Origin of the sequence: Streptomyces inhibens (assembly GCF_022221585.1) — a bacterium.
In the GTDB taxonomy this organism is placed as follows: Bacteria; Actinomycetota; Actinomycetes; order Streptomycetales; family Streptomycetaceae; genus Streptomyces; species Streptomyces inhibens.
Map to the genome: position 1 here is coordinate 1798498 of NZ_CP084681.1, position 18640 is coordinate 1817137.

The following is an 18640-nucleotide window of genomic DNA, read 5'->3' on the forward strand; positions in this document are numbered from 1 at the left end:
GAGGAAGGTCAGCAGGGCACCGGCGACCGGTGGCCTCGATGGGCAGGATGCGGTCGGCGCTGCCGGTCACCGGCCGAGGAGTTCCCGAAGCGCCCTGGCCACCTCGTCGGGGGCCTCTTCGGCCAGGAAGTGTCCACAGGTGACGGTGTGGTGCCGCAGGTCGGCGGCCCAGGAGGCCCACAGCGCGGCCGCGTCGAAGCCGAGGGCCGCACCCCAGTCCTGCTGGAGTACGGCGACGGGCATCCGCAGCCGGTTGCCGGCCGCGCGATCTGCCTGGTCGTGCGCGATGTCGATCCCGGCCGAAGCGCGGTAGTCGGCCACGATCGAGGGCACCGCTCCACGACAGGCCTCCAGGTAGGCAGCCCGGACACCGGGCGGGATGGCAGCCGGGTCGTTGGTCCAGGTGTCGAGGAAGTGACCGAAGAAGGCGTCGGGGCCGGCCGCGATCATCTGCTCCGGCAGGCCCGGAGGCTGGGCCATGAGGTACAGGTGGAAGCCGACAGCCGCGGTCACACCGTGCATCACCTCCCACATGTCAAGGGTGGGCAGTACATCGAGGCTGGCGAGGTGAGTGATCTTGTCGGGGTGGTCGAGTCCGGCGCGGAAGGCCACCAGGGCGCCGCGGTCGTGTCCGGCCAGGGCGAAGCGGTCGTGCCCCAGAGCACCGGCCAGGGCGAGGATGTCGGCGGCCATGGTGCGCTTGGCGTAGACCGAGCCGTCCGTTTCGGCGGGCTTGTCGCTGTCTCCGTACCCACGCAGATCCGGGCAGATCACGGTGTGGTCGGTCGCGAGGTCGGCGGCCACATGCCGCCACATCAGATGGGTCTGCGGGAAGCCGTGCAGCAGCACGATCGGAGTGCCCGAGCCGGCGGTGGCCACATTCAGGGACACGTCATCGCCGACGTGGATCCGCTGGTAGTCGAAGTTGGCGATGGTAGGTGCCATGGTTCCGGCCCATTTCCGTGGATGAGAAGGTGTTTCCATCGTGGCCGCCGCGAATGAGCATCTGATGAGTGACTTGGTTCACGACTCATGGTTCTGGCTCAACGTCTGTGGAGCTGCAAGCCCACGCCCAGGCACGTCCCCAGCGACGGGAGCTGACCTGCCGATGGGCGCTGTTCACGAGTTGGGGAGGCGCCCGCCAAGGTTCAACGGAGGCTTGAGGGTTATCCGCTCATCGGCCCTGGTCCGGCGACCAGAGGTGAGGAAAAGTCTCCGGGATCAGTTCAACGAAACACTTGAAGTCATGAATGCCCGAAACATCGAGCCGCCCAGGGCGGAGCCTGCCTTCGAGACCTGCGACAAAAAGGGAGGACCTGCCTCTGCGCAACGGCGGTGGTGGACGCTGCTGGCGGTGAGCGCGGCCCAGCTCCTCGTGGTCATGGACGGGACGATCGTGAATGTCTCGCTGCCCTCCGCCCAGAGCGCGCTCGGCATGTCCGACGCGAGTCGGCAATGGGCGATCACCGCGTATGCCCTGGCCTTCGGCGGACTGCTGCTGATCGGCGGCAGAGTCAGCGGCGCACTCGGCCATCGGCGCATGTTTCTCATCGGCCTGGTCGGCTTCGCCGCCTCGTCCGCGCTGGGCGGGGCTGCCGTGAACCCCGAGATGCTCTTCGGGGCCCGGGCCCTGCAAGGTGTCTTCGCCGCCGCGCTCGCGCCCGCCGGGTTGTCATTGTTGAGTACGACGTTCACCGAGCCGCACGAACGCGGTCGGGCGTTCGGTGTGTTCGCCGCAGTCGGTGCCACCGTTCGGCCCTCGGCCTGGTCGCAGGGGGGCTTTTGACCGAGTACGCCAGCTGGCGGTGGTGCCTGTTCATCAACGTCCCAGTCGCCCTGCTCGCCGTGCTCGGCACGACATTCGTGCCACCGGACCGCCCAATCCCCGGCGCCGGAAGGCTCGACGCTGCGGGCGCACTGCTCAGCGCCGCGGGCTTCGCCGCTGTGGTTTACGCCTTCAACGAAGCCGAACCGCTCGGCTGGAGTTCACCGAAGGTGCTGGCACTGCTGGCCGGCGGTGTCCTGCTGCTGGCCGCGTTCGCAGCCGTCGAGGTGCGCGCCCCCCGCCCGCTGCTGCCGACACGCGTACTCATGCACCGTCTGCGTGCCGGTGCACTCATCTCGATCACCCTGATGTTCGTCGCGATGTTCGGCTTCTACCTGTTCATGAGCTACTACACACAGACCGTCCTCGGCTACTCACCGGTCGAGGCGGGCCTGACGCTGATCATCAACGCCCTGGCCGCCTTGCTCGGCTCCACACTCATCGCCGGGAAACTGCACGGACGGGTCGCGCCTGCGGTGCTGATCCTGCCGGGCCTGTTCGCCGCGGCCGCCGGGATGCTCATCCTGACCCGCTTGACACCGCAGAGCACGCACATCCTGCCGCTGTACCTGGCGCCCGCCCTGGTACTCACCGGGCTCGGTCTCGGCTGCGTCATGCCCCCGACCGCCAGCCTGGCCACCGCGGACATGCACAGGCATGACATCGGAGCCGCATCGGCCGCCTACAACGCCTCCCAGCAACTGGGAGCCGCACTCGGCACCGCACTGCTCAACACCATCGCGGCCAGCGCCACGGCTTCATACCTGGCGTCAGCACGTCACGCCACGCCGAGTGCGGCATCCGTCCACGGCTACACCACTGCCCTGACAGTCGCCTTCGGCATCCTCCTCGCTGCCGCGTGCATCACCGCACCGCTGACCACGACCCGCGCCGCACGACAAACCAGGACGCAGGAGAATCAGCATCGGCCATAACAGGCGCTCGAAGGCCGCGGTGACTCCCGAACTCATCGACAATGAACATGAATGAGACTGGGGAAATGACTCCCGAAGTCGTCGACAACCGACTCCCGTTCTCGTGAACAGAGCCAGATGAGCAAGCGAGGGCTTGACCACCGGGCATGAGCGAAAGGCGGGCCGACGGGTGAGCGTCACGTTCGGGATCCTTGGCCCGGTGGTGGCCTGGGACGGCGAAGGGCGCCCGGTCGGCTTGCGAGGCCCGCGGCACCGGGCGGTGCTTGCCCGGCTGGTCGTCGCCCGAGGCCGGGTCGTTCCGGTCGGGCGTCTGGTCGAGGATCTGTGGGCCGACCCGCCCTCGGACGCGGTCGGTGCGGTCCGCACCTTCGTGGCGGCGCTGCGACGAGCCCTGGAACCCGAGCGCCGGCCTCGTACGCCGGCCCGCCTGCTGGTCACGGTCGGCCCGGGGTACGCGCTGCACACCGAGGACGACCGCGTCGACAGCCGGCTGTTCGAGCAACTGCTCTCCGGCGCGGCCGCTCTGCCGCCCGAGCAGGCTCTCCCCCGCCTGGAACAAGCGCTGGGGTGCTGGCGCGGGCCCGCCCTGGCCGACTTCCCCGAGGAGATCTGGGCCCGCACGGAGCGCTCACGGCTCAGCGAGCTACGGCTCTCCGCCGTGGAACGCCAGGCCGAGGCCCGACTGGCCCTCGGCCGGGCCGCGGACGCAGTACCCGATCTGGACGCGCATGTCTCCGAACACCCCTGGCGCGAGGACGCGTGGCGACTGCTGGCCCTCGCGCTCTACCGCAGCGGCCGCCAGGGCGAGGCACTGGCAGTACTGGCCCGGGCCCGCAACCTTCTCGTCGAACAACTCGGGATCGATCCGGGGCCGGCGTTGCGCCGCCTGGAGACGGACATCCTCGCGCAGGACCACCGCCTCGCCCCTGTCGAGCCGAGCGGGTCGCCGGGGAGAGTGTGGGCGGACGCCGCAGCCGCCTACGACCGCACCCTGACATCAGGCCCACGGGCACGGCTGGAGTCGACCGTCGACCTGCTCCGCAACCTCGCCGTGACGGGAGGCGGTGGTCTTGAGGCCGCCCGCAAGCACCGTCTGGCGACCATCTCCGCCGCCGAGGAGCTCGGCGACTCCGAGCTGACCGCCCGGGTGATCGGCAGCTACGACGTTCCCGCGATCTGGACCCAGGCCGACGACCCGCAACACTCGGCCGACGTCATCGCCTCGGCCGAGCGCACCCTGATGGGCCTTCAGCCAGGAGGGCACGAGGCCGCACGAGCGCGTCTGCTGACCACCATCGCGCTGGAATCCCGCGGAACACGCTCGGCGCGCGCTCTCCAGGCCGCCCGGCAGGCGGAGCAGATCGCCCGTCGGCTCCAGGATCCCGCGCTGCTGGCCTTCGCCCTCAACGGTGTGTTCATGCAGACCTTCTACCGGGCCGGCCTGTCGGCCCGCCGCGACAGCACAGGCGCCGAGGTCATCGCCCTGGCCGCCAGGCACGGACTGATCACCTATGAGGTGCTCGGACACCTCATCCGCGTCCAGGCCCGGAGCGCCGTCGCGGACTTTGCCGGAGCCGAACGGCACGCGGCCGCCGCAGACCGCCTCGCCGAGCGCAACGAGCTGCCGCTGGTAGGTGTGTTCACCCAGTGGTACCGGGCCCTGCGCCTTGCCGCGACCGGCCCGCCACCCGAGGCGGAAGCGGCCTATCGGGCTGCCGCCGGCCGGCTGGAGGGCGTCGGCATGCCCGGCGTGGAACGCGGGCTGCTGCCGCTCGCACTGCTCTGCTTGCGCGTGCGGCATCGACAGCCCGCCCGAGCCGACGAACGGGCCGACTGGGGACCCCACCGGCAGTGGGCCGCTCCGCTGGTCCTCCTGGCCGAGGACCGCCGCACCGAGGCCGAGGAACTGCTGGACCGGCTTCCGGACCCGCCGCCCGGCCTCCTGTACGAGGCGCTGTGGTGCCTGGTGGCTCAGGCGGCCGTCACAGTGTCCCACCGTGTCGCGATGGAACGGGCCCATGCCGCGCTCCTGCCCGCAGAGGCGGAGCTGGCCGGCGCGGGCAGTGGTGTCCTCACCTGCGGCTCGGTACGCCGGCATCTCCATGACCTCGCCACCGCCCTGAAACAGACGCGATGACTCCCCGAGCGTCAGGGCCGTACCGCTGGCCGTACCACTCCTACTTCAGGCAGCCGTCGACCAAGCGCCGTGCGTACGCAGCGTCCAGGGGGCTCGGCCGGAAGAGGATGCGGTACATGATCGGTGCCACGACGGCGTCGAGGACCGTTTCGACGTCGGGGGCGGTTTCACCGCGGGCGCCCGCCCGCCCCAGGATGACGTTGATCGCCTCGGCGGCGTACGCCGAGCACTGGCTCGCGTTGTTGCTCTCCGGGTCGCCCAGGAGGGCGTCGCGGATGTAGGCACGGCCGACCTCCGACGCCATCTCCTCGACGAACTGCTCGGCCCAGGCCCGCATGTCGGACGTCAGGTCTCCGAGGTCTTCCGGACCGGTGTCGGGCCGGAGGTGTTCAACGGCGACGTCCGAGAGGAGCTCCTGGATGTCGCCCCAGCGACGGTAGATCGTCGACGGGGTGACACCGGCCCGAGCCGCGATCAGCGGAATGGTCAGTGCACTCCGGCCCACCTCGGTATCGAGTTCGCGTACGGCGGCGTGCACGGCCTGTTGGACACGGGCACTGCGCCCGCCGGGGCGCGCCATGGGTCTGGGCATGGATACCACCTTAATGAACGTTGATGCGTCAGTTCGGCCGTAGTTCCCCTGCCCGACGGGGCGCCTGGCGCTCACTTGCCACGGGCGCGAGCCCCCGGGCGGGCTCGCTGAGTTCGTAGGCGTGCCCCGTCCGCAGCAGAACCGCCTCACCCAGCGGCCGCCCCATGAGCTGCATGCCGATCGGCAGCCCCGCCGAGTCGTGGCCGACCGGCACGGTCAGCGACGGTATCCCGGTGATGTTGGCGGGAGCCGACAGGCGGACGTAGCTGTCGGAGACACTCTCGACCGTTCCGTCGGGCCAGGTGATGGTGGACCGGCCTGCCCGCGCGGCGGTCGCCGGGACCGTGGGGGCGGCGATCACGTCGACCGTGTCCAGTACGCCGAGCCATGCCTGCCGCATGAGCGTGCGGGCCCGCTGGGCTCGCAGATGGTCACCTGCGGGCATGAGTTCGCCGGCCTCCAGAAGAATGCGCACGTCCGGCGCGTACAGCTCCGGCACCGACCGCAGCGTCTGCTGGTGGTACGCGGTTGCCTCGGGCACCATCAGACCCCACTGGGTCGCCTGGATGTAGCGCGTCATCGGGATCTCGACGTCGACGAGCTCCGCACCGAGGGATTCGAGGCGCTCGACGGCCAGCCGGACGGCGGACTCGACCTCGGCATCGACGTGGTCGAAGTAGTAGTTGCCCGGCACGCCGACGCGCAGTCCGCCGAGGTCCTCGGCAGAGGTCGGCCGGTAGTCGGCGGCGGGGACGGACAGGGATGCGGGGTCGCGGTGGTCGTACCCGGCGAGGGCGGCGAGGACCAGCGCCGCGTCCTCGACCGTCCGTGTGAGGGGGCCGACATGGTCGAGTGACCACGACAGGGGCGTCACGCCGTGGCGGGGGACGAGGCCGTAGGTCGGCTTGAGGCCGACGACTCCGTTCAGCGCGGCGGGCACGCGGATCGATCCGCCGGTGTCGGTGCCCAGCGCGAAGGTCGCCGCCCCGGCCGCGACGGCCACGGCCGACCCCCCACTGGACCCGCCCGCGACCCGCTCCGCGTCCCAGGCGTTCTTGGTCTGCGGCGTGGTCAGGCCGTAGGCGAATTCGTGGGTGTGCGTTTTGCCCAGCAGCACCGCACCCGCCGCGCCCAGGCGCGAGGCGACCGTGCTGTCGGTCCCCGCCTGGTGGCCGGCGCGCACCCGGGAACTGGCGGTGGTAGCCACACCGGCCGTGTCGATCAGGTCCTTCAGACCCATGGGAATCCCCTGCAGAGGTCCCGTGTGGCGGCCTGCCGCGATATCGCGCTCGGCTTGGCGGGCGGACTGGCGCGCACGTGCGGCCGTCACCGTCACGTAGGCCCCCAGCCGCGGTTCCGTCCGGTCGATCCGGTCCAGCACGGAGTCCACCAGTTCGACGGGCGACAGGCGGCGGGCCCGGATCTCCCGCCCGGCGGCGGCCACTGAGAGCTCATAGGGCCGCATCGTTCTTCTCCTCCCCGACGCGGTAGGCGGCAGCCGGAGGCGTGTCGCCGAAGTCGAGCTCCCGCAGGACCGAGACGACGGAATGGATGTGGTTGGCGGTGGCCGCCACGACCGAGTGGCGGTCTTCCGGCAGGAGGAGCCCCGTACGAGCAGCCCACCGGGCCGCCTCCAGGGGCGTGAGTTCAGCAGCGGACATGAGCGCTCTTTCCTGGCCGGGCCGATGCGGTGAAGGGGTCGACCCTGCCGCGACAGCCAAAAGCTAACTGTTTGCTTTAGTCGACGATAGGACTTACGTTGGCTTAACGCAAACAAATTGCCTTAAGTGCTGGGAGCGGTCCCTGCACACCGCCTCGCACCCGCGAGCCGTGAAACAGCCGGCCCCGACACACAGGTCCACACCCACCGCCGAAGGAAGCGACAACATGAAGACCCGGTCAGCCGACTCGATCAGCGGCGCCACGATCCCCTACTGGTCAGTGGGGGACATCACCGTCCACCGGGTGGACGAGGTACCTCTCCCGCCCCCGACCGGAAGCTGGCTGCTGCCCGACGCGACCCCGGAGGTCGTCGGCCGGCAGGACTGGCTCCGGCCGGACTTCGCCGACGCCGACGGCATCCTGAACCTGTCCAGCCACAGTTTCGCGTTCACGGTCGGCGGACTGCGCGTTCTGGTCGACACCGGGATCGGCAACGGCAAGACACGTGCGAACCCGGCCTGGCACGGCCTCCGCACCGACTACCTCCAGCGCCTGACGGCCGCCGGCTACCCCCCGGAGTCGATCGACCTGGTGATCCTGACCCACCTCCACACCGACCACGTCGGCTGGAACACCCGTGAGGTGAACGGCGAATGGGTGCCGACCTTCCCCCGTGCCCGATACCTCACCTCACGTGCAGAGCGGGACTTCTGGTCCTCCTACGACATGGACGAACCGCGTCGGCAGATGTTCCGCGACTCCGTTCACCCGATCGAGGACGCAGGGCTGCTCGACCTCCTCGACATCCCCGCCGATGGCCTCGACATCGCCCCCGGACTGCGCCTGATCCCCACCCCGGGCCACACGCCCGGCCACCTCGCGGTCCAGCTCAGCAACGGCGGCCGCGCAGCGCTGATCACCGGTGACTGCATCCACCACCCCGTCCAGCTGCCGCACCCGGAGATCAGCAGCTGCGTCGACATCGACCCCGCACAGTCCGAGGCGACACGCCGGGCCGTGCTCGCCTCGCTCTCCGGCACCGAAGTCCTGGTACTCGGCTCCCACTTCCCGCCGCCCACGGCCGGCCGTGTCACCGGCCGAGCGGATCTCTACGAGCTGACTCCCGTCCCCGCGCACCACCAGGGCGACGGTCTGCGGTGAACCGACGAACTCGCTCTCCAGCCACTCCTCCGCCGGCTGACGGCCGGCGTCCCCTGCACCGCATCATGGTGCCCGCCCGCATGGTCGGGCCCCGAAGTGTGGTGTCCCACCACATGTGCCCGTGACCTGGGCGTTCCTACGGTGTGGCGACACGAAACCTCCCCGCCCCCGCCCCGGAAGTGGTGACCATGGCCGCCTCGGCACCCGCTCCGCCCTCCCCCGCTCCCCCGCCTCGCTCAAGCGCATCGTCGCCGCGAGTCTGATCGGCACGACCGTGGAGTGGTACGACAACTCATCCGATCAGAGCTACGACCTGCTGTTTTCCTGTCATCGCCCCTCTGCGGTCAGCACCGAACCAGCACCGGAAAATCTCGTGCTGGGTGGGTCGTGAAGTCGAGCTCGCCCGCACAAACCACGGCTCACCGACAGGCGCTGAAAGCCGGGGTGCGGCCTCCGGGACCGAAGCCTGAGTCTGGCAGCCTGGGCCGCTTCGCGGAGTGTGCTCTCGGGCCGGACCAAATGGAAGAACTCGCGGGCCACGTAGCGCTTGAGGCAGCGGACTCTCTCGCGTCGGGTCTTGCTTTCCTTGATGCTCCGCTCGTAGTAGTCCCTGGTACGGGGGTCGAAACGGAGCCGGGCATGCACGATCCGGTGGAGCGCCGAGTTGGCCTGCCGGTCTCCCCCACGGTTGAGCCGCCAACACCGCTCGCGCCCTGAGGAGTGCTCGATAGGGCTGACCCCGCACAGTGCGGCGAACGACGCCTCACCATGGAGGCGCCCCGGGTTGTCCCCCATTGTGATCATCAGGATGGCGGCGCTGTCCGGGCCGATGCCCACCGGGGTGAGCAGCTGCGGGAAGTGGTGTTCCACGAGCCGGGCCAGGCGCTGGTCGAGTTGGTGGATCTGTCCGGTCAGCTGCTCGATGCGCTGGGCCAGCAGGCTCAGCGTGATGCGGGTGGCCTGGAGCACGTCCGCCCCTCGCCGTCGCCTTCCAAAGTGGTGCCGAATTGCGCGCAGGCGCGGAACAGCGCGGAGTTGTTCAAGCCCGCCAGCTCGTCCCGCAGCGTGGGGTCGGCGGTGACCAGGATGGCGTTGAGCTGGTTGATCGCCTGCGTGCGCGCCTTGACCGCGCCTTGGCGAGTTTGAACATCCGGGCGCTCTGCGCCGGCCCGTTCCCGGTCTTGGCCCGGACTCAGGCACGGCCGTTCAGCACCGCGCCATAGCTGCCGGCCCCCTCCGCCCCGGCCCGGGGCGCCGGCCCGAACCGGCAGGCCCACTCCAGGAGCTGGCCGTAGCCGACCGCGGTGGCGGGAAAGGCTGCCGTGTCCATCACCGTTCCGAGTGTTGCAGCGGCCGGAGGGCGTGGCGACGGCCTTCCCTCACTGAGCGCCTGCTGCGGGCCGGCTCAGCAGGCCCGGCAGGCACAAAGCAACCGATCGGGCACCAACCCCCTCTCTCCGGGAAAGGCCGTCAAGGGGGAAGCGCCGTGGGTTGGTCACGTATCACGATCGGCACGGCCGTCGCGGTGTGCGGCGGGATAGTGGTGTGCGCTGTCGGCGCGTCCAGCAGCGCGGCGGCCGACGATGGCAGCCGCGCCAGGAAGAAGACGCAGCTGCTGTACCAGACCGATGGCGAGCGGCCCGGTGAGCTCGTCGACCTCCAGGTGGTCGGCGTCGCCACGCGGCACGAGCAAGTCGTCGTGAAGTCCCCGGCCTTCGCGCACGCCGTCCGGCTCGCCTACGACCGGGACCCGATGGCGGAACCCTCGTGGGGCCTCAGCTACCAGGCGCGGGGCCAGATCGCGATGAAGGCCAAGCGCGGCAGGTACCCGCTCACGGTCGAGATCGCCGGGCGCGTCGTGGACCGGGGAAGGGTCCGTGTGGTGGCGTCGCCGCGGCCGTCGTTCGAGGTGAGTGGTTCCCTGGAGGGTGTGCGCCCCGGCGAGTCGGTGGGGCTGTTCTTCGACGACCTGTATCCGGGGGAGACCGGCAGCTCCTTCACGGTGCACTCGAAGGCGTTCAAGGGGCCGGTACCGCTCCGGCACGACGACCACGGCGGGTACTGGAACAATCCCCGGATGTTCGAGGCGGTGCCGAGCGTGCTGCCGGACGCCGAGGACGGCACGTACAAGGTGGTGCTGACCGGCCCGGACGGGCGGCGGATCGCCGAGCGCCGGCTCACGGTACGGGCCTCCCGGCCCGGCGACTACGACTACAAGGGCAAGGTGCGCGGCCCCGAGTTCTTCAGGAAGCGCAGCGACCTCGGCGAATCCACCCGCCGCTTCCGCGTCAGGGCCGGCGGCCGGATGCATGTGCTGTGGCAGGACGCTTCGCCCGACGCCGGGGAGGAGAAGCGGCTGACCGCGACCTCCCCTGCGTTCGAGGAGCCGGTGCGGCTGGAGCGGGACGACAGCAAGTCCGCCGACGGCGATGACCCGCGCTTCTACGGTCTGGCCAGGATCCGGTCCGGCCTGGACGGCGGCAGCTATCCCGTGACGGTCGTCAGCCACCACGGGCGGGTCAAGCGGAGCAGCCGGCTCGTCGTGACGGCGGCGCCGGGGCACCACGGCGACAAGCCGGGGCACGACGGCAACACGCCGGGGCGCCAACGCGATCGCGGGAGCTTCCCGGCCGTGTCGGTCATCGGCGGCGGCGCCGCGGCGCTGGCGGTGGGCACGGGCGGCGTGCTGCTGGTCCGGGCCCGTCGGACCCGGACCGGCGATTCCCGCTGATCCCGCTTCCGCCCGCCTACGCGCCGGAACCGGCCTTGCGCCGACGCACGACGAAAACCGCCCCGGCACCTGCGACGACCGCGGCGCCACCGATGGCGGCCACGGTCGGCAGCGCGGAGGAGGAACCGGTCGTGGCGAGCTTGCCGGTGACCGGGACCGCGTCGTGAGTGCCGTGCGCCGCGGGCGTGTTCCCGGCGGCACTCGTGCCGCCCGGCATCCCCGGCCTGTCCGGCATTCCCTGCTTACCCGGCTTGCCCGGCCTCCCCTTGGCGTCCTCGACCTTGCCGGGCTTGCTGCCCGCGGACAGCACCTTGAAGTCGAACTGGCCCTCCAACAGGTCGAGGTTCGCCGCAGCCATGCCGTCCTCGGCCGGACAGATTCCCCCTGGCTCTTCCCTGGTGGCCGGCCCGGCCGACCGATCAGTGCCTGGGCCATGGGTGAACGGCTCCGCAAACTCGGCATCCGGCTCGCGGCGACCCGCTCGACCGCGCTGTTCCAGCTCGCCGCCGAACTGCCCGCCGCAGTCCTCGCCCGCACCCTCGGCATCGACATCACCATCGCCGTCAAATGGCAGCGAGCCGCCGCCAGGGACTGGGGCGCCTACGCGGCCGAGGTCAGCCGCCGAGCCACCCCCCACTACCAGGAAGCAGACACCCATGCCCCTCGATGACCAAGACATGGGCACACTGCCCACAGGCCACGAGATGGTGCAAGCAGGTTGGCAGGCCGTTCGCCGGGACGGGCGAGTCCGGGACGAACTCATCGACGCTGCCTACCGCGAGCCGCTCCTGCGACAGCTATTCCCCTGGACAGGTATGGGAGAGCTGCACTTCAGCCGCTGCACCGAACCTCGCTGGACCTGGGACATCCCATACATCCAGCCCGCCAAGGGGGGTGGCTACTTGGTGTCCGGGCCCCTGCGCAGCGAATCAGTTGGTCCGGCAGCAACCGCAGAAGAAGCCGTCGCCATGGTCATCGCAAGGCTCCCGTCAGGTGCCAGCCCGGCATTCGTGGGAACCCCCGAACAGCTCGCGGTCCAAGAAGCTTCACTCGCCCCAGACCGACCAGGAACCCAGGCACCGAATGACGCCAGCCAGCCCGTCCCTCACGACTCTCGCTGAGGCACTGCCCCATTGCGCGGGAAGTTGGGCTCCACCCGGCAGTCCCTGGCTCTTGTAGCGGGACAAGTGCCGGCCGCAGAGTCCCAGCGGTTCGGTGCGTGCCGGAGCGCGCGGGACCGGCTGGTCGTGCTGCTGCTCGGGAGGGTGGGGCTGCGGCGCGGACAGGTCGCTGCACCCCATCCGTTTCAGTGGGCCGGTGAGGCTGGACATGGTGGATCGGACGCCTGGCCCTGCAGGTACGAAGGCTGTTCTTCCTTGGTGAAATCCCGGTGCAGTGCCCGGCAGATTTCCCGGCCGGCTTCAACTGCATCAGGGATAGCCACGCCCCACAACCGCACGAAGCTGCCGTCACTCACGGTGGCGAGGGTCTTGCCGTCGGGACTGAACGCCACTGAACGCACCGAGCTCGTGTGGCCGTGGAGAGTGGCGCGGGGCTTGCCGGTAACGTGCCGCCGCTCGGTCTCCGGCCGCTCCATGCCGAACCTGACCGCCTACCACACCGCGTTCCTCGTCGCCGCGTTCCTCGTCGCCGCGCTCCTGGCCGTCGTGCCCGCACTGATCGTCGAAGACGCCGACGCCGTGAGTGACGCGCCCTCACGTTCCGGGAAGAACGACTACGCGTGATGGGCGGCGGGTCATGCCTGCCGGGGAAAACACGCGTTCGCCGACCTGCGGAAACGTGATCACGTCCGGGGCTCTCGCAAGACTCTCGCACATGACCGTTTACGCGAGGCTCCCGTCATTTACGAGCGCCACGGTCAGCCGGTCGGCGTAGTCCTGCGACGAGGAGCGCGACCAGTCGGCGGGCGTCGTAGCGGGGGTCGCTGTCGGCGCCGATGCAGAGGTTTCCGATGCCGCGCATGAGGTGGTAGGAGTCGAGGCCGCAGCGGATCTCACCGGATGCGGCGGCAGCGTCGAGGAGTTGGGTGCACACCGGCAGGAGCCGGTCGAGGAAGTAGGCGTGCAGCGTTTCGAAGCCGGCGTTGTCGGTCTGCAGTGCGGCCGCGAGGCCGTGCTTGGTGACCAGGAAGTCGACGAAGAGGTCGACCCACCGTCCGAGGGCGGCGTGAGGTGTCGGGCCGGCCGCCAACAAGGCTGGACCGGCCTCGGCGCAGGCTTCGACCTGGTGCCGGTAGACGGCGATGATGAGATCCGCTCGCGTCGGGAAGTGGCGGTAGATCGTGGCTGTCCCGACGCCGGCCTTGGCCGCGATGTCACGTACCGGCGCTTCCACGCCTGACGTGACGAAGACCGCGGCGGCCGCGTCGAGCAGAGTCTCCTTGTTGCGCCGGGCGTCCGCCCGCTTGGGCGGGGCTGCGCGCCCTGCGCCCTCGTCGCTGTCGTTCATCGCGCCGTTCCCTCCGCTGTCCGAGATTGCTAAACGGGACACTGTTCCGTATCGTCAAACGGGACAGCGTTCCGTTTGTTCATGATGCCAGAACAGACGGCCGCCAACCAAGCCATGCATTGTCACCACGCTTCATCCGCAGTGGAGGAACACGGTCATGCAGTACCGCACCTTGGGCCGCACCGGTGTGCAGGTCAGCTCCCTCGCGCTCGGCGCGATGAACTTCGGCAAGATCGGGCGCACCACCCAGGACGAGGCCACCGCCATCGTCGACGCCGCTCTCGACGGCGGGATCAACCTCATCGACACCGCCGACATGTACAGCGACGGCGAATCGGAAGAGCTGGTCGGCAAAGCCATCGCCGGCCGCCGCGACGACATCGTGCTGGCCACGAAGGCGGGCATGCCCATGGGCGACGAGCACAACCACCAGGGCAGCTCGCGCCGCTGGCTGATCACCGAGCTGGACAACAGCCTGCGCCGCCTCGGTGTCGACCACGTCGATCTCTACCAGATCCACCGGTGGGACCCGAGCACCAGCGACGAGGAGACGCTGTCGGCCCTGACCGACCTGCAACGCGCGGGAAAGATCCGCTACTTCGGCTCCTCGACCTTCCCCGCATACCGCATCGTGCAAGCCCAATGGGCCGCCCGGGACAACCACCTGAGCCGTTACGTCACCGAACAGCCCAGCTACTCGATCCTGCAGCGCGGGATCGAGACCCACGTGCTGCCCGTGACCGAGCAGTACGGGCTCGGTGTGCTGGTATGGAGCCCGCTGGCCTCGGGCTGGCTGTCGGGCGCGATCCGCGAAGGCCAGGAAATCACCACCAGCCGCTCCACGTTCATGCCGCAACGCTTCGACACCACCATCCCCTCCAACCGGGCCAGGCTCGACGCAGTCGAGCAGCTGGCCAAGGTCGCCGACGAGGCCGGCCTGACCATGATCCAGCTCGCGCTCGGATTCGTGACCGCGCATCCCGCCGTGACCAGCGCGCTCATCGGTCCCCGCACCCTGGACCACCTGCACTCACAGCTCGCCGCCGCTGACACCGTGCTCTCCGCCGACGTGCTCGACGCCATCGACGCCATCGTCGCTCCCGGCACCGACCTGGCCGCGCACGAGAAGTACGACACCCCGCCGGCGCTGCTCGACCCGGCACTGCGGCGCCGCTGACCGCCGGGCGCACCGCGCCACGAGTGTGAAGAATCCGAACGGAAGGCGCTTCCATGTCCGACTCGAACACCATCATGAGTGAATCGACTTACACAGCCGACGCCGTCAGCTCGCCCACTCCGGTCCTCTCGGTCAGTCCAGTTGTGCTGTCAGCTCCCGGTCGCGCCGTGGACCTGCAGGTGCGAGTCTCCGCACCCGTGACCGGGAGCGACCTACCGCTCATCCTCCTCTCACACGGCCAGGGCTACTCGAACCACCTCTCCTCACTGAACGGCTACGCCCCCCTCGCCAACTTCTGGGCGGCGCACGGCTTCGTCGTGATCCAGCCCACCCATCTGAGCTCCAAGACGCTGAGCCTGGATCCCGATACCCCCGGGGCGCCTCTGTACTGGCGATCACGGGCCGAGGACATGAAGCGCATCCTCGACCAGCTCGACGTGATCGAGGCCGCCGTCCCGCAGCTCCTCGGGCGCCTGGACCGCAGCAGGGTCGCCGTAGCCGGGCACTCGATGGGCGGGCACACCGCGAGCCTGCTGCTGGGCGCCCGGCTCACCGATCCGCACGACGGAACGGAAGTGAACCTGGCCGAGCCCCGAATCAGGGCGGGGGTGCTGCTTGCCGCGCCCGGCAGAGGCGGCAACGCCCTCAGCCGGTCCGCAGCCGAGAATCTCCCCTTCTTCTCGACCACGGACTTCTCCAAGATGACGACGCCCACGCTCGTCGTCGCCGGCGACGAGGACACCTCTTCCCACCTGACAGTTCGGGGACCGGACTGGCACACCGATCCGTACGTCCTCTCCCCGGGCCCCAAATCCCTGCTCACCCTGTTCGACGCAGAGCACGGGCTCGGCGGGATCTCTGGATATGACGTCGCCGAGACCACGGACGAGAACCCCGAGCGAGTGTCCGCGGTCCAGCGGCTCACCTGGGCCTACCTCCGCACCCAGCTCTACCCCGGGGATTCCGCTTGGCAGGCAGCGCGTGACGCGCTGACGGCCGGCCCCAACCCGCTCGGACGAGTCGAATCCAAGTAAGAGCGCTCGCCAGTGTGCGTCACCTCACGCACACAGAAGCCCCGCCGGAGCATTCCGGCGGGGCTTTGTCGTCTCACAACACTACCCCTATGACGCGGGTCATGACTGTGTGGGCCTGACCAGGTGGAACACCTCGCGGGCGGCATAGCGTTTGAGGCATCGGACGATTTCGCGTCGGGTTTTGCCCTCCCTGGTGCGGCGTTCGTAGTAGTCACGTGTGCGTGGGTCGAAGCGCAGGCGGGTCTGCACGATCCGGTGGAGGGCGGCGTTGGCCTGCCGGTCGCCGCCGCGGTTGAGGCGACGGTACTGCCGAGTGCCCGAGGAACGCTCGACGGGGCTGACCCCGCACAGCGCGGCGAAGGATGCCTCACTGCCCAGGCGTTCCGGGTTGTCCCCCATCGTGATCAGCAGAGTGACGGCAGTGTCCGGACCGATGCCCACCACGGTGAGCAGCTGCGGGGCGTGGCGTTCCGCGAGCAGGGCCAGGCGGCGTTCCAGGTCCTGGATCTGCTCGGTGAGCTGCCCGATTCGCTGGGCCAGCAGACACAGGGTATTGCGGGTGGCCTGCAGCACCGCCTCTTCACCGCCCTTGTCGTTCTTGCTGTCGTCGGCGAGCCGTGCGCAGATACGGAAACGTTCCGCATTGTTCAGCCCGGCCAGTTCTTCCCGCAGGTTCGGGTCAGCACCAACGAGGACATCCTTGAGCTGGTTGATCGCCTGGGTGCGGGCCTTGACTGCCGACCCTTTGGTGAGTTTGTACATCCGGGCGATCTGCACAGGTCCGTCGCCTGACTTGGCCTGGGCCCGTGCCCGCCCGCTCAGCACCACCCGGGCCGCGTTCTGGGCGAGCGGGTCCGACTTGCCGCGCCGGCGGCGGTCGGTCCGGTCGGGCCGGTTCACATCGAACACGTCCGCACCCTGAGCCAGCAGGTAGCGGGACAGAGCCGCCCCGAACGAGCCGGTCCCCTCCACCCGGCCCGCCGCACCGTGCCCAGCCCCCTGGCCCACTCCAGCAGTTCGCGGTATCCAGCCGCGGTGGCCAAGAACACCTCGGTACCGATCACTGCCCCCAGATGGGTGGTCAGGACACCGGCGTTGCCGAGGGGCCGACGAAGGCGAAGGCCAGCGGGTCGCCGCCGAGAATCGCGAGCACCAGCCAGCCGCGCGGCGCCGCCGCTCCGAAGAAACGGCGGGCACCGCGTCGGCCCTGGTGAAAGTCGCGGCTATCTGGAGACGGCCTTGCCCCAGCCCTGGGCAATGTCATCCTTGGCATAGCCCAGCTGCGACTCGGTCGGGATACTCGGCGTGCCGGAGACCTTCGGCAGCTTGGCGGCCGCGGTCTTGTCGAGCGTGCCGTTCTTCTCCATGGCGGCCATCAGGGCCGGGCGGGCGTAGCCCTTGAGCCAGAGGTTCTGGCCCTCGGCGCTGTAGAGGTACTCCTGCCACAGTCGGGCGGCCGCCGGGTGTGGGGCGTCCTCGTTGATGGCCTGCGAGTAGTACTGCGCGAACTTGCCGTCCTCTGGGACCGTGACCTGCCAGTCGCGTCCCTTGCTCTTGAACTCGTCGGTGTACCTGGCGTTGAGGTAGTCCCAGTCGAGGACGATCGGCGTCTGGCCCTTCATGATGGTGGCCGAGGTGGACTGGACGGGCGTGTAGTTGCCGTTCTTTTTGAGCTTGGCGAAGAAGTCGAGGCCGGGCTGGATGTAGTCGAAGGAGCCGCCGTTGGCGAGGGCGGCCGCGTACACACTGCCGAAGGCCGAACCCGACTTGGTGGGGTTGCCGTTGAGCGCGATCTGCCCCTTGTACTCCGGCTTGAGCAGATCCTTGAAGGTGGTCGGACAGGTCTTCACGCGATCGGCATCGCAGCCGATGGAGATATAGCCGCCGTAGCCGTTGTACCAGCGGCTCATCGCGTCCTTCTGGCCGTCGGGGATGTCAATGAAGTCGGCGACCATGTACTGCGCGAGCAGATTCTGCTGGGCGGCGCTGTACGCGAAGGAGCTGCCGAGGTCGAGGACGTCGGGCGCCCGGTCCTTGCCCTTACGGGAGGTGACGGCGTCGATCTCGTCCTGGCTGGTGCCGTCCGGGTTCTCCACCTCGACCTTGATGCCGTACTTCTTCTCGAAGCCGTCGATCAGCGCGCCGTAATTGGCCCAGTCGCGGGGGAGCGCGATGGCGTGCAGCGTGCCTTCCTCTTTGGCTGCCTTGACGAGCGCGTCCATGCCCCCGAAGTCCTTGGCGTCGATCGCGGTGGCCGCGCTCTCTCCGTCGGCGTTGGTCGACGCGTCGGGGCCCGCGCCACAGGCGCTGAGGACGAGTATGGCGGCAACGAGGCCGCCGGCAAGGACGGCGGATCTCGGCAGGATCTCGGTCACGGTCTCTCCAGAGGGGTACACAAGAGGGCACAGGGGACACACGCGGATTCGCGTGGGGAGTAAGAACTTGTGCGAATAACTCGTCTGAACAAGTCGGCCATAGTAGGCACGCTGTCGATATCCAGTCCGTAACATCTTCGAAACTCTTGATTACCATTCCTGCACATCTGCAGCACGCAAGGATGTGCCACGGCGCCTCACCCACGCTGGTCGCGCTGCGCACAGAGCGCACCACTCTGTGCGAGATAGGGAGCCGGCGCGGGCGGGACTGATAGCGCCGCCCGCGCCGGGTGGCGGACCCGCCGGCACGGGGGGGAACTGTCGGGTCCGCTGCGCCGACGACCAGTCGGCTACTTCTACTGCGCCACCGGTGGATCGATTGTCACACCCGCACGACCAGGCGGCTGCAAGAGTGCATATGTCCGCACACATGGGACGTATCGCTTGGTCGGGTAACGCGGCAGCATGCTGCGACGCAGAACTGCATACGGGCGTGCGTTCGCCCCCGTATGCGATTACGGCCAGGGTGACTCCTGTGGGGG

The 18640-nt window shown here is 69.4% G+C and carries 19 protein-coding genes and 1 pseudogene; 9 read left to right on the forward strand and 11 right to left on the reverse strand.

Going from position 1 to position 18640, the window contains the following annotated elements:
* Positions 1-66: 66 nt before the first annotated feature.
* A complete protein-coding gene (locus KI385_RS08375) occupies positions 67-945 on the reverse strand; it encodes an alpha/beta fold hydrolase (protein WP_238571578.1) in 879 nt (292 codons plus the stop codon).
* Between the two features lie 301 nt (positions 946-1246).
* Between KI385_RS08375 and KI385_RS08380 the strand changes: the two are divergent.
* A pseudogene (locus tag KI385_RS08380) lies at positions 1247-2760 on the forward strand (MFS transporter).
* A gap of 169 nt (positions 2761-2929) precedes the next feature.
* Complete coding sequence (locus KI385_RS08385) at positions 2930-4897, forward strand: AfsR/SARP family transcriptional regulator (RefSeq protein WP_238571579.1); 1968 nt, start codon at positions 2930-2932, stop codon at positions 4895-4897.
* Positions 4898-4937: 40 nt separating this feature from the next.
* Here the strand turns inward: KI385_RS08385 and KI385_RS08390 are convergent, their stop codons facing one another.
* Genes KI385_RS08390 through KI385_RS08400 form a run of 3 tightly spaced genes read right to left on the reverse strand, consistent with a single transcriptional unit; the run spans position 4938 to position 7150 of the window.
* Complete coding sequence (locus KI385_RS08390) at positions 4938-5489, reverse strand: TetR/AcrR family transcriptional regulator (protein WP_238571580.1); 552 nt, start codon at positions 5487-5489, stop codon at positions 4938-4940.
* A gap of 28 nt (positions 5490-5517) precedes the next feature.
* Positions 5518-6954, reverse strand: coding sequence for an amidase (locus tag KI385_RS08395; RefSeq protein WP_238571581.1), 1437 nt, complete (start codon positions 6952-6954; stop codon positions 5518-5520).
* On the reverse strand, positions 6941-7150 hold the full coding sequence (locus KI385_RS08400) for a hypothetical protein (RefSeq protein WP_238571582.1): 210 nt from the start codon (positions 7148-7150) through the stop codon (positions 6941-6943). Before KI385_RS08400 ends, KI385_RS08395 begins: the two co-directional genes overlap by 14 nt.
* A 226-nt stretch (positions 7151-7376) precedes the next feature.
* On the opposite strand from KI385_RS08400, the gene KI385_RS08405 reads away from it, so the two are divergent.
* Positions 7377-8312, forward strand: a complete 936-nt coding sequence (locus KI385_RS08405) for an MBL fold metallo-hydrolase (protein ID WP_238571583.1) — start codon at positions 7377-7379, stop codon at positions 8310-8312.
* A gap of 327 nt (positions 8313-8639) precedes the next feature.
* On the opposite strand, the gene KI385_RS08410 is transcribed toward KI385_RS08405, so the two are convergent.
* Both KI385_RS08410 and KI385_RS08415 read right to left on the reverse strand, forming a co-directional pair.
* A complete protein-coding gene (locus KI385_RS08410) occupies positions 8640-9281 on the reverse strand; it encodes a transposase (protein ID WP_238571584.1) in 642 nt (213 codons plus the stop codon).
* A 223-nt stretch (positions 9282-9504) separates the two neighbouring features.
* Positions 9505-9645: a hypothetical protein gene (locus tag KI385_RS08415; RefSeq protein WP_238571585.1), complete on the reverse strand. Its 141-nt coding sequence runs from the start codon at positions 9643-9645 to the stop codon at positions 9505-9507.
* 153 nt (positions 9646-9798) lie between these two features.
* On the opposite strand from KI385_RS08415, the gene KI385_RS08420 reads away from it, so the two are divergent.
* A complete protein-coding gene (locus KI385_RS08420; protein ID WP_238571586.1) occupies positions 9799-11043 on the forward strand; it encodes a hypothetical protein in 1245 nt (414 codons plus the stop codon).
* Positions 11044-11059: 16 nt separating this feature from the next.
* On the opposite strand, the gene KI385_RS08425 is transcribed toward KI385_RS08420, so the two are convergent.
* Positions 11060-11401 carry an LAETG motif-containing sortase-dependent surface protein gene (locus KI385_RS08425; protein ID WP_238571587.1) on the reverse strand — a complete coding sequence of 114 codons (342 nt, stop codon included), beginning with the start codon at positions 11399-11401 and terminating at the stop codon, positions 11060-11062.
* A gap of 75 nt (positions 11402-11476) precedes the next feature.
* Here KI385_RS08425 and KI385_RS08430 point away from each other — a divergent pair, with 75 nt between their 5' ends.
* Both KI385_RS08430 and KI385_RS08435 read left to right on the forward strand, forming a co-directional pair.
* The gene (locus KI385_RS08430; RefSeq protein ID WP_238571588.1) at positions 11477-11713 is read left to right on the forward strand and encodes a hypothetical protein; all 237 of its coding nucleotides are present in this window, start codon (positions 11477-11479) and stop codon (positions 11711-11713) included.
* A 34-nt stretch (positions 11714-11747) separates the two neighbouring features.
* Entirely contained in the window at positions 11748-12164 is a 417-nt protein-coding gene (locus KI385_RS08435; RefSeq protein WP_238577615.1) for a DUF6193 family natural product biosynthesis protein, read from the forward strand.
* 185 nt (positions 12165-12349) lie between these two features.
* On the opposite strand, the gene KI385_RS08440 is transcribed toward KI385_RS08435, so the two are convergent.
* Positions 12350-12640 (reverse strand): WD40 repeat domain-containing protein, encoded by a 291-nt coding sequence (locus KI385_RS08440; RefSeq protein ID WP_238571589.1) that lies wholly within the window; start codon positions 12638-12640, stop codon positions 12350-12352.
* On the opposite strand from KI385_RS08440, the gene KI385_RS08445 reads away from it, so the two are divergent.
* The gene (locus KI385_RS08445; protein ID WP_238571590.1) at positions 12639-12788 is read left to right on the forward strand and encodes a hypothetical protein; all 150 of its coding nucleotides are present in this window, start codon (positions 12639-12641) and stop codon (positions 12786-12788) included. The genes KI385_RS08440 and KI385_RS08445 overlap by 2 nt on opposite strands.
* A gap of 115 nt (positions 12789-12903) precedes the next feature.
* On the opposite strand, the gene KI385_RS08450 is transcribed toward KI385_RS08445, so the two are convergent.
* Positions 12904-13512 carry a TetR/AcrR family transcriptional regulator gene (locus tag KI385_RS08450; protein WP_238571591.1) on the reverse strand — a complete coding sequence of 203 codons (609 nt, stop codon included), beginning with the start codon at positions 13510-13512 and terminating at the stop codon, positions 12904-12906.
* 157 nt (positions 13513-13669) lie between these two features.
* On the opposite strand from KI385_RS08450, the gene KI385_RS08455 reads away from it, so the two are divergent.
* Both KI385_RS08455 and KI385_RS08460 read left to right on the forward strand, forming a co-directional pair.
* Positions 13670-14689, forward strand: coding sequence for an aldo/keto reductase (locus KI385_RS08455; protein ID WP_238571592.1), 1020 nt, complete (start codon positions 13670-13672; stop codon positions 14687-14689).
* A gap of 74 nt (positions 14690-14763) precedes the next feature.
* Positions 14764-15723: an alpha/beta hydrolase family protein gene (locus KI385_RS08460; protein ID WP_238571593.1), complete on the forward strand. Its 960-nt coding sequence runs from the start codon at positions 14764-14766 to the stop codon at positions 15721-15723.
* Between the two features lie 99 nt (positions 15724-15822).
* Here KI385_RS08460 and KI385_RS08465 read toward each other — a convergent pair whose 3' ends face one another.
* Complete coding sequence (locus KI385_RS08465) at positions 15823-16632, reverse strand: transposase (RefSeq protein WP_238571594.1); 810 nt, start codon at positions 16630-16632, stop codon at positions 15823-15825.
* A 314-nt stretch (positions 16633-16946) separates the two neighbouring features.
* The gene (locus KI385_RS08470) at positions 16947-18098 is read right to left on the reverse strand and encodes an ABC transporter substrate-binding protein (protein WP_238571595.1); all 1152 of its coding nucleotides are present in this window, start codon (positions 18096-18098) and stop codon (positions 16947-16949) included.
* Positions 18099-18640 lie beyond the last annotated feature (542 nt).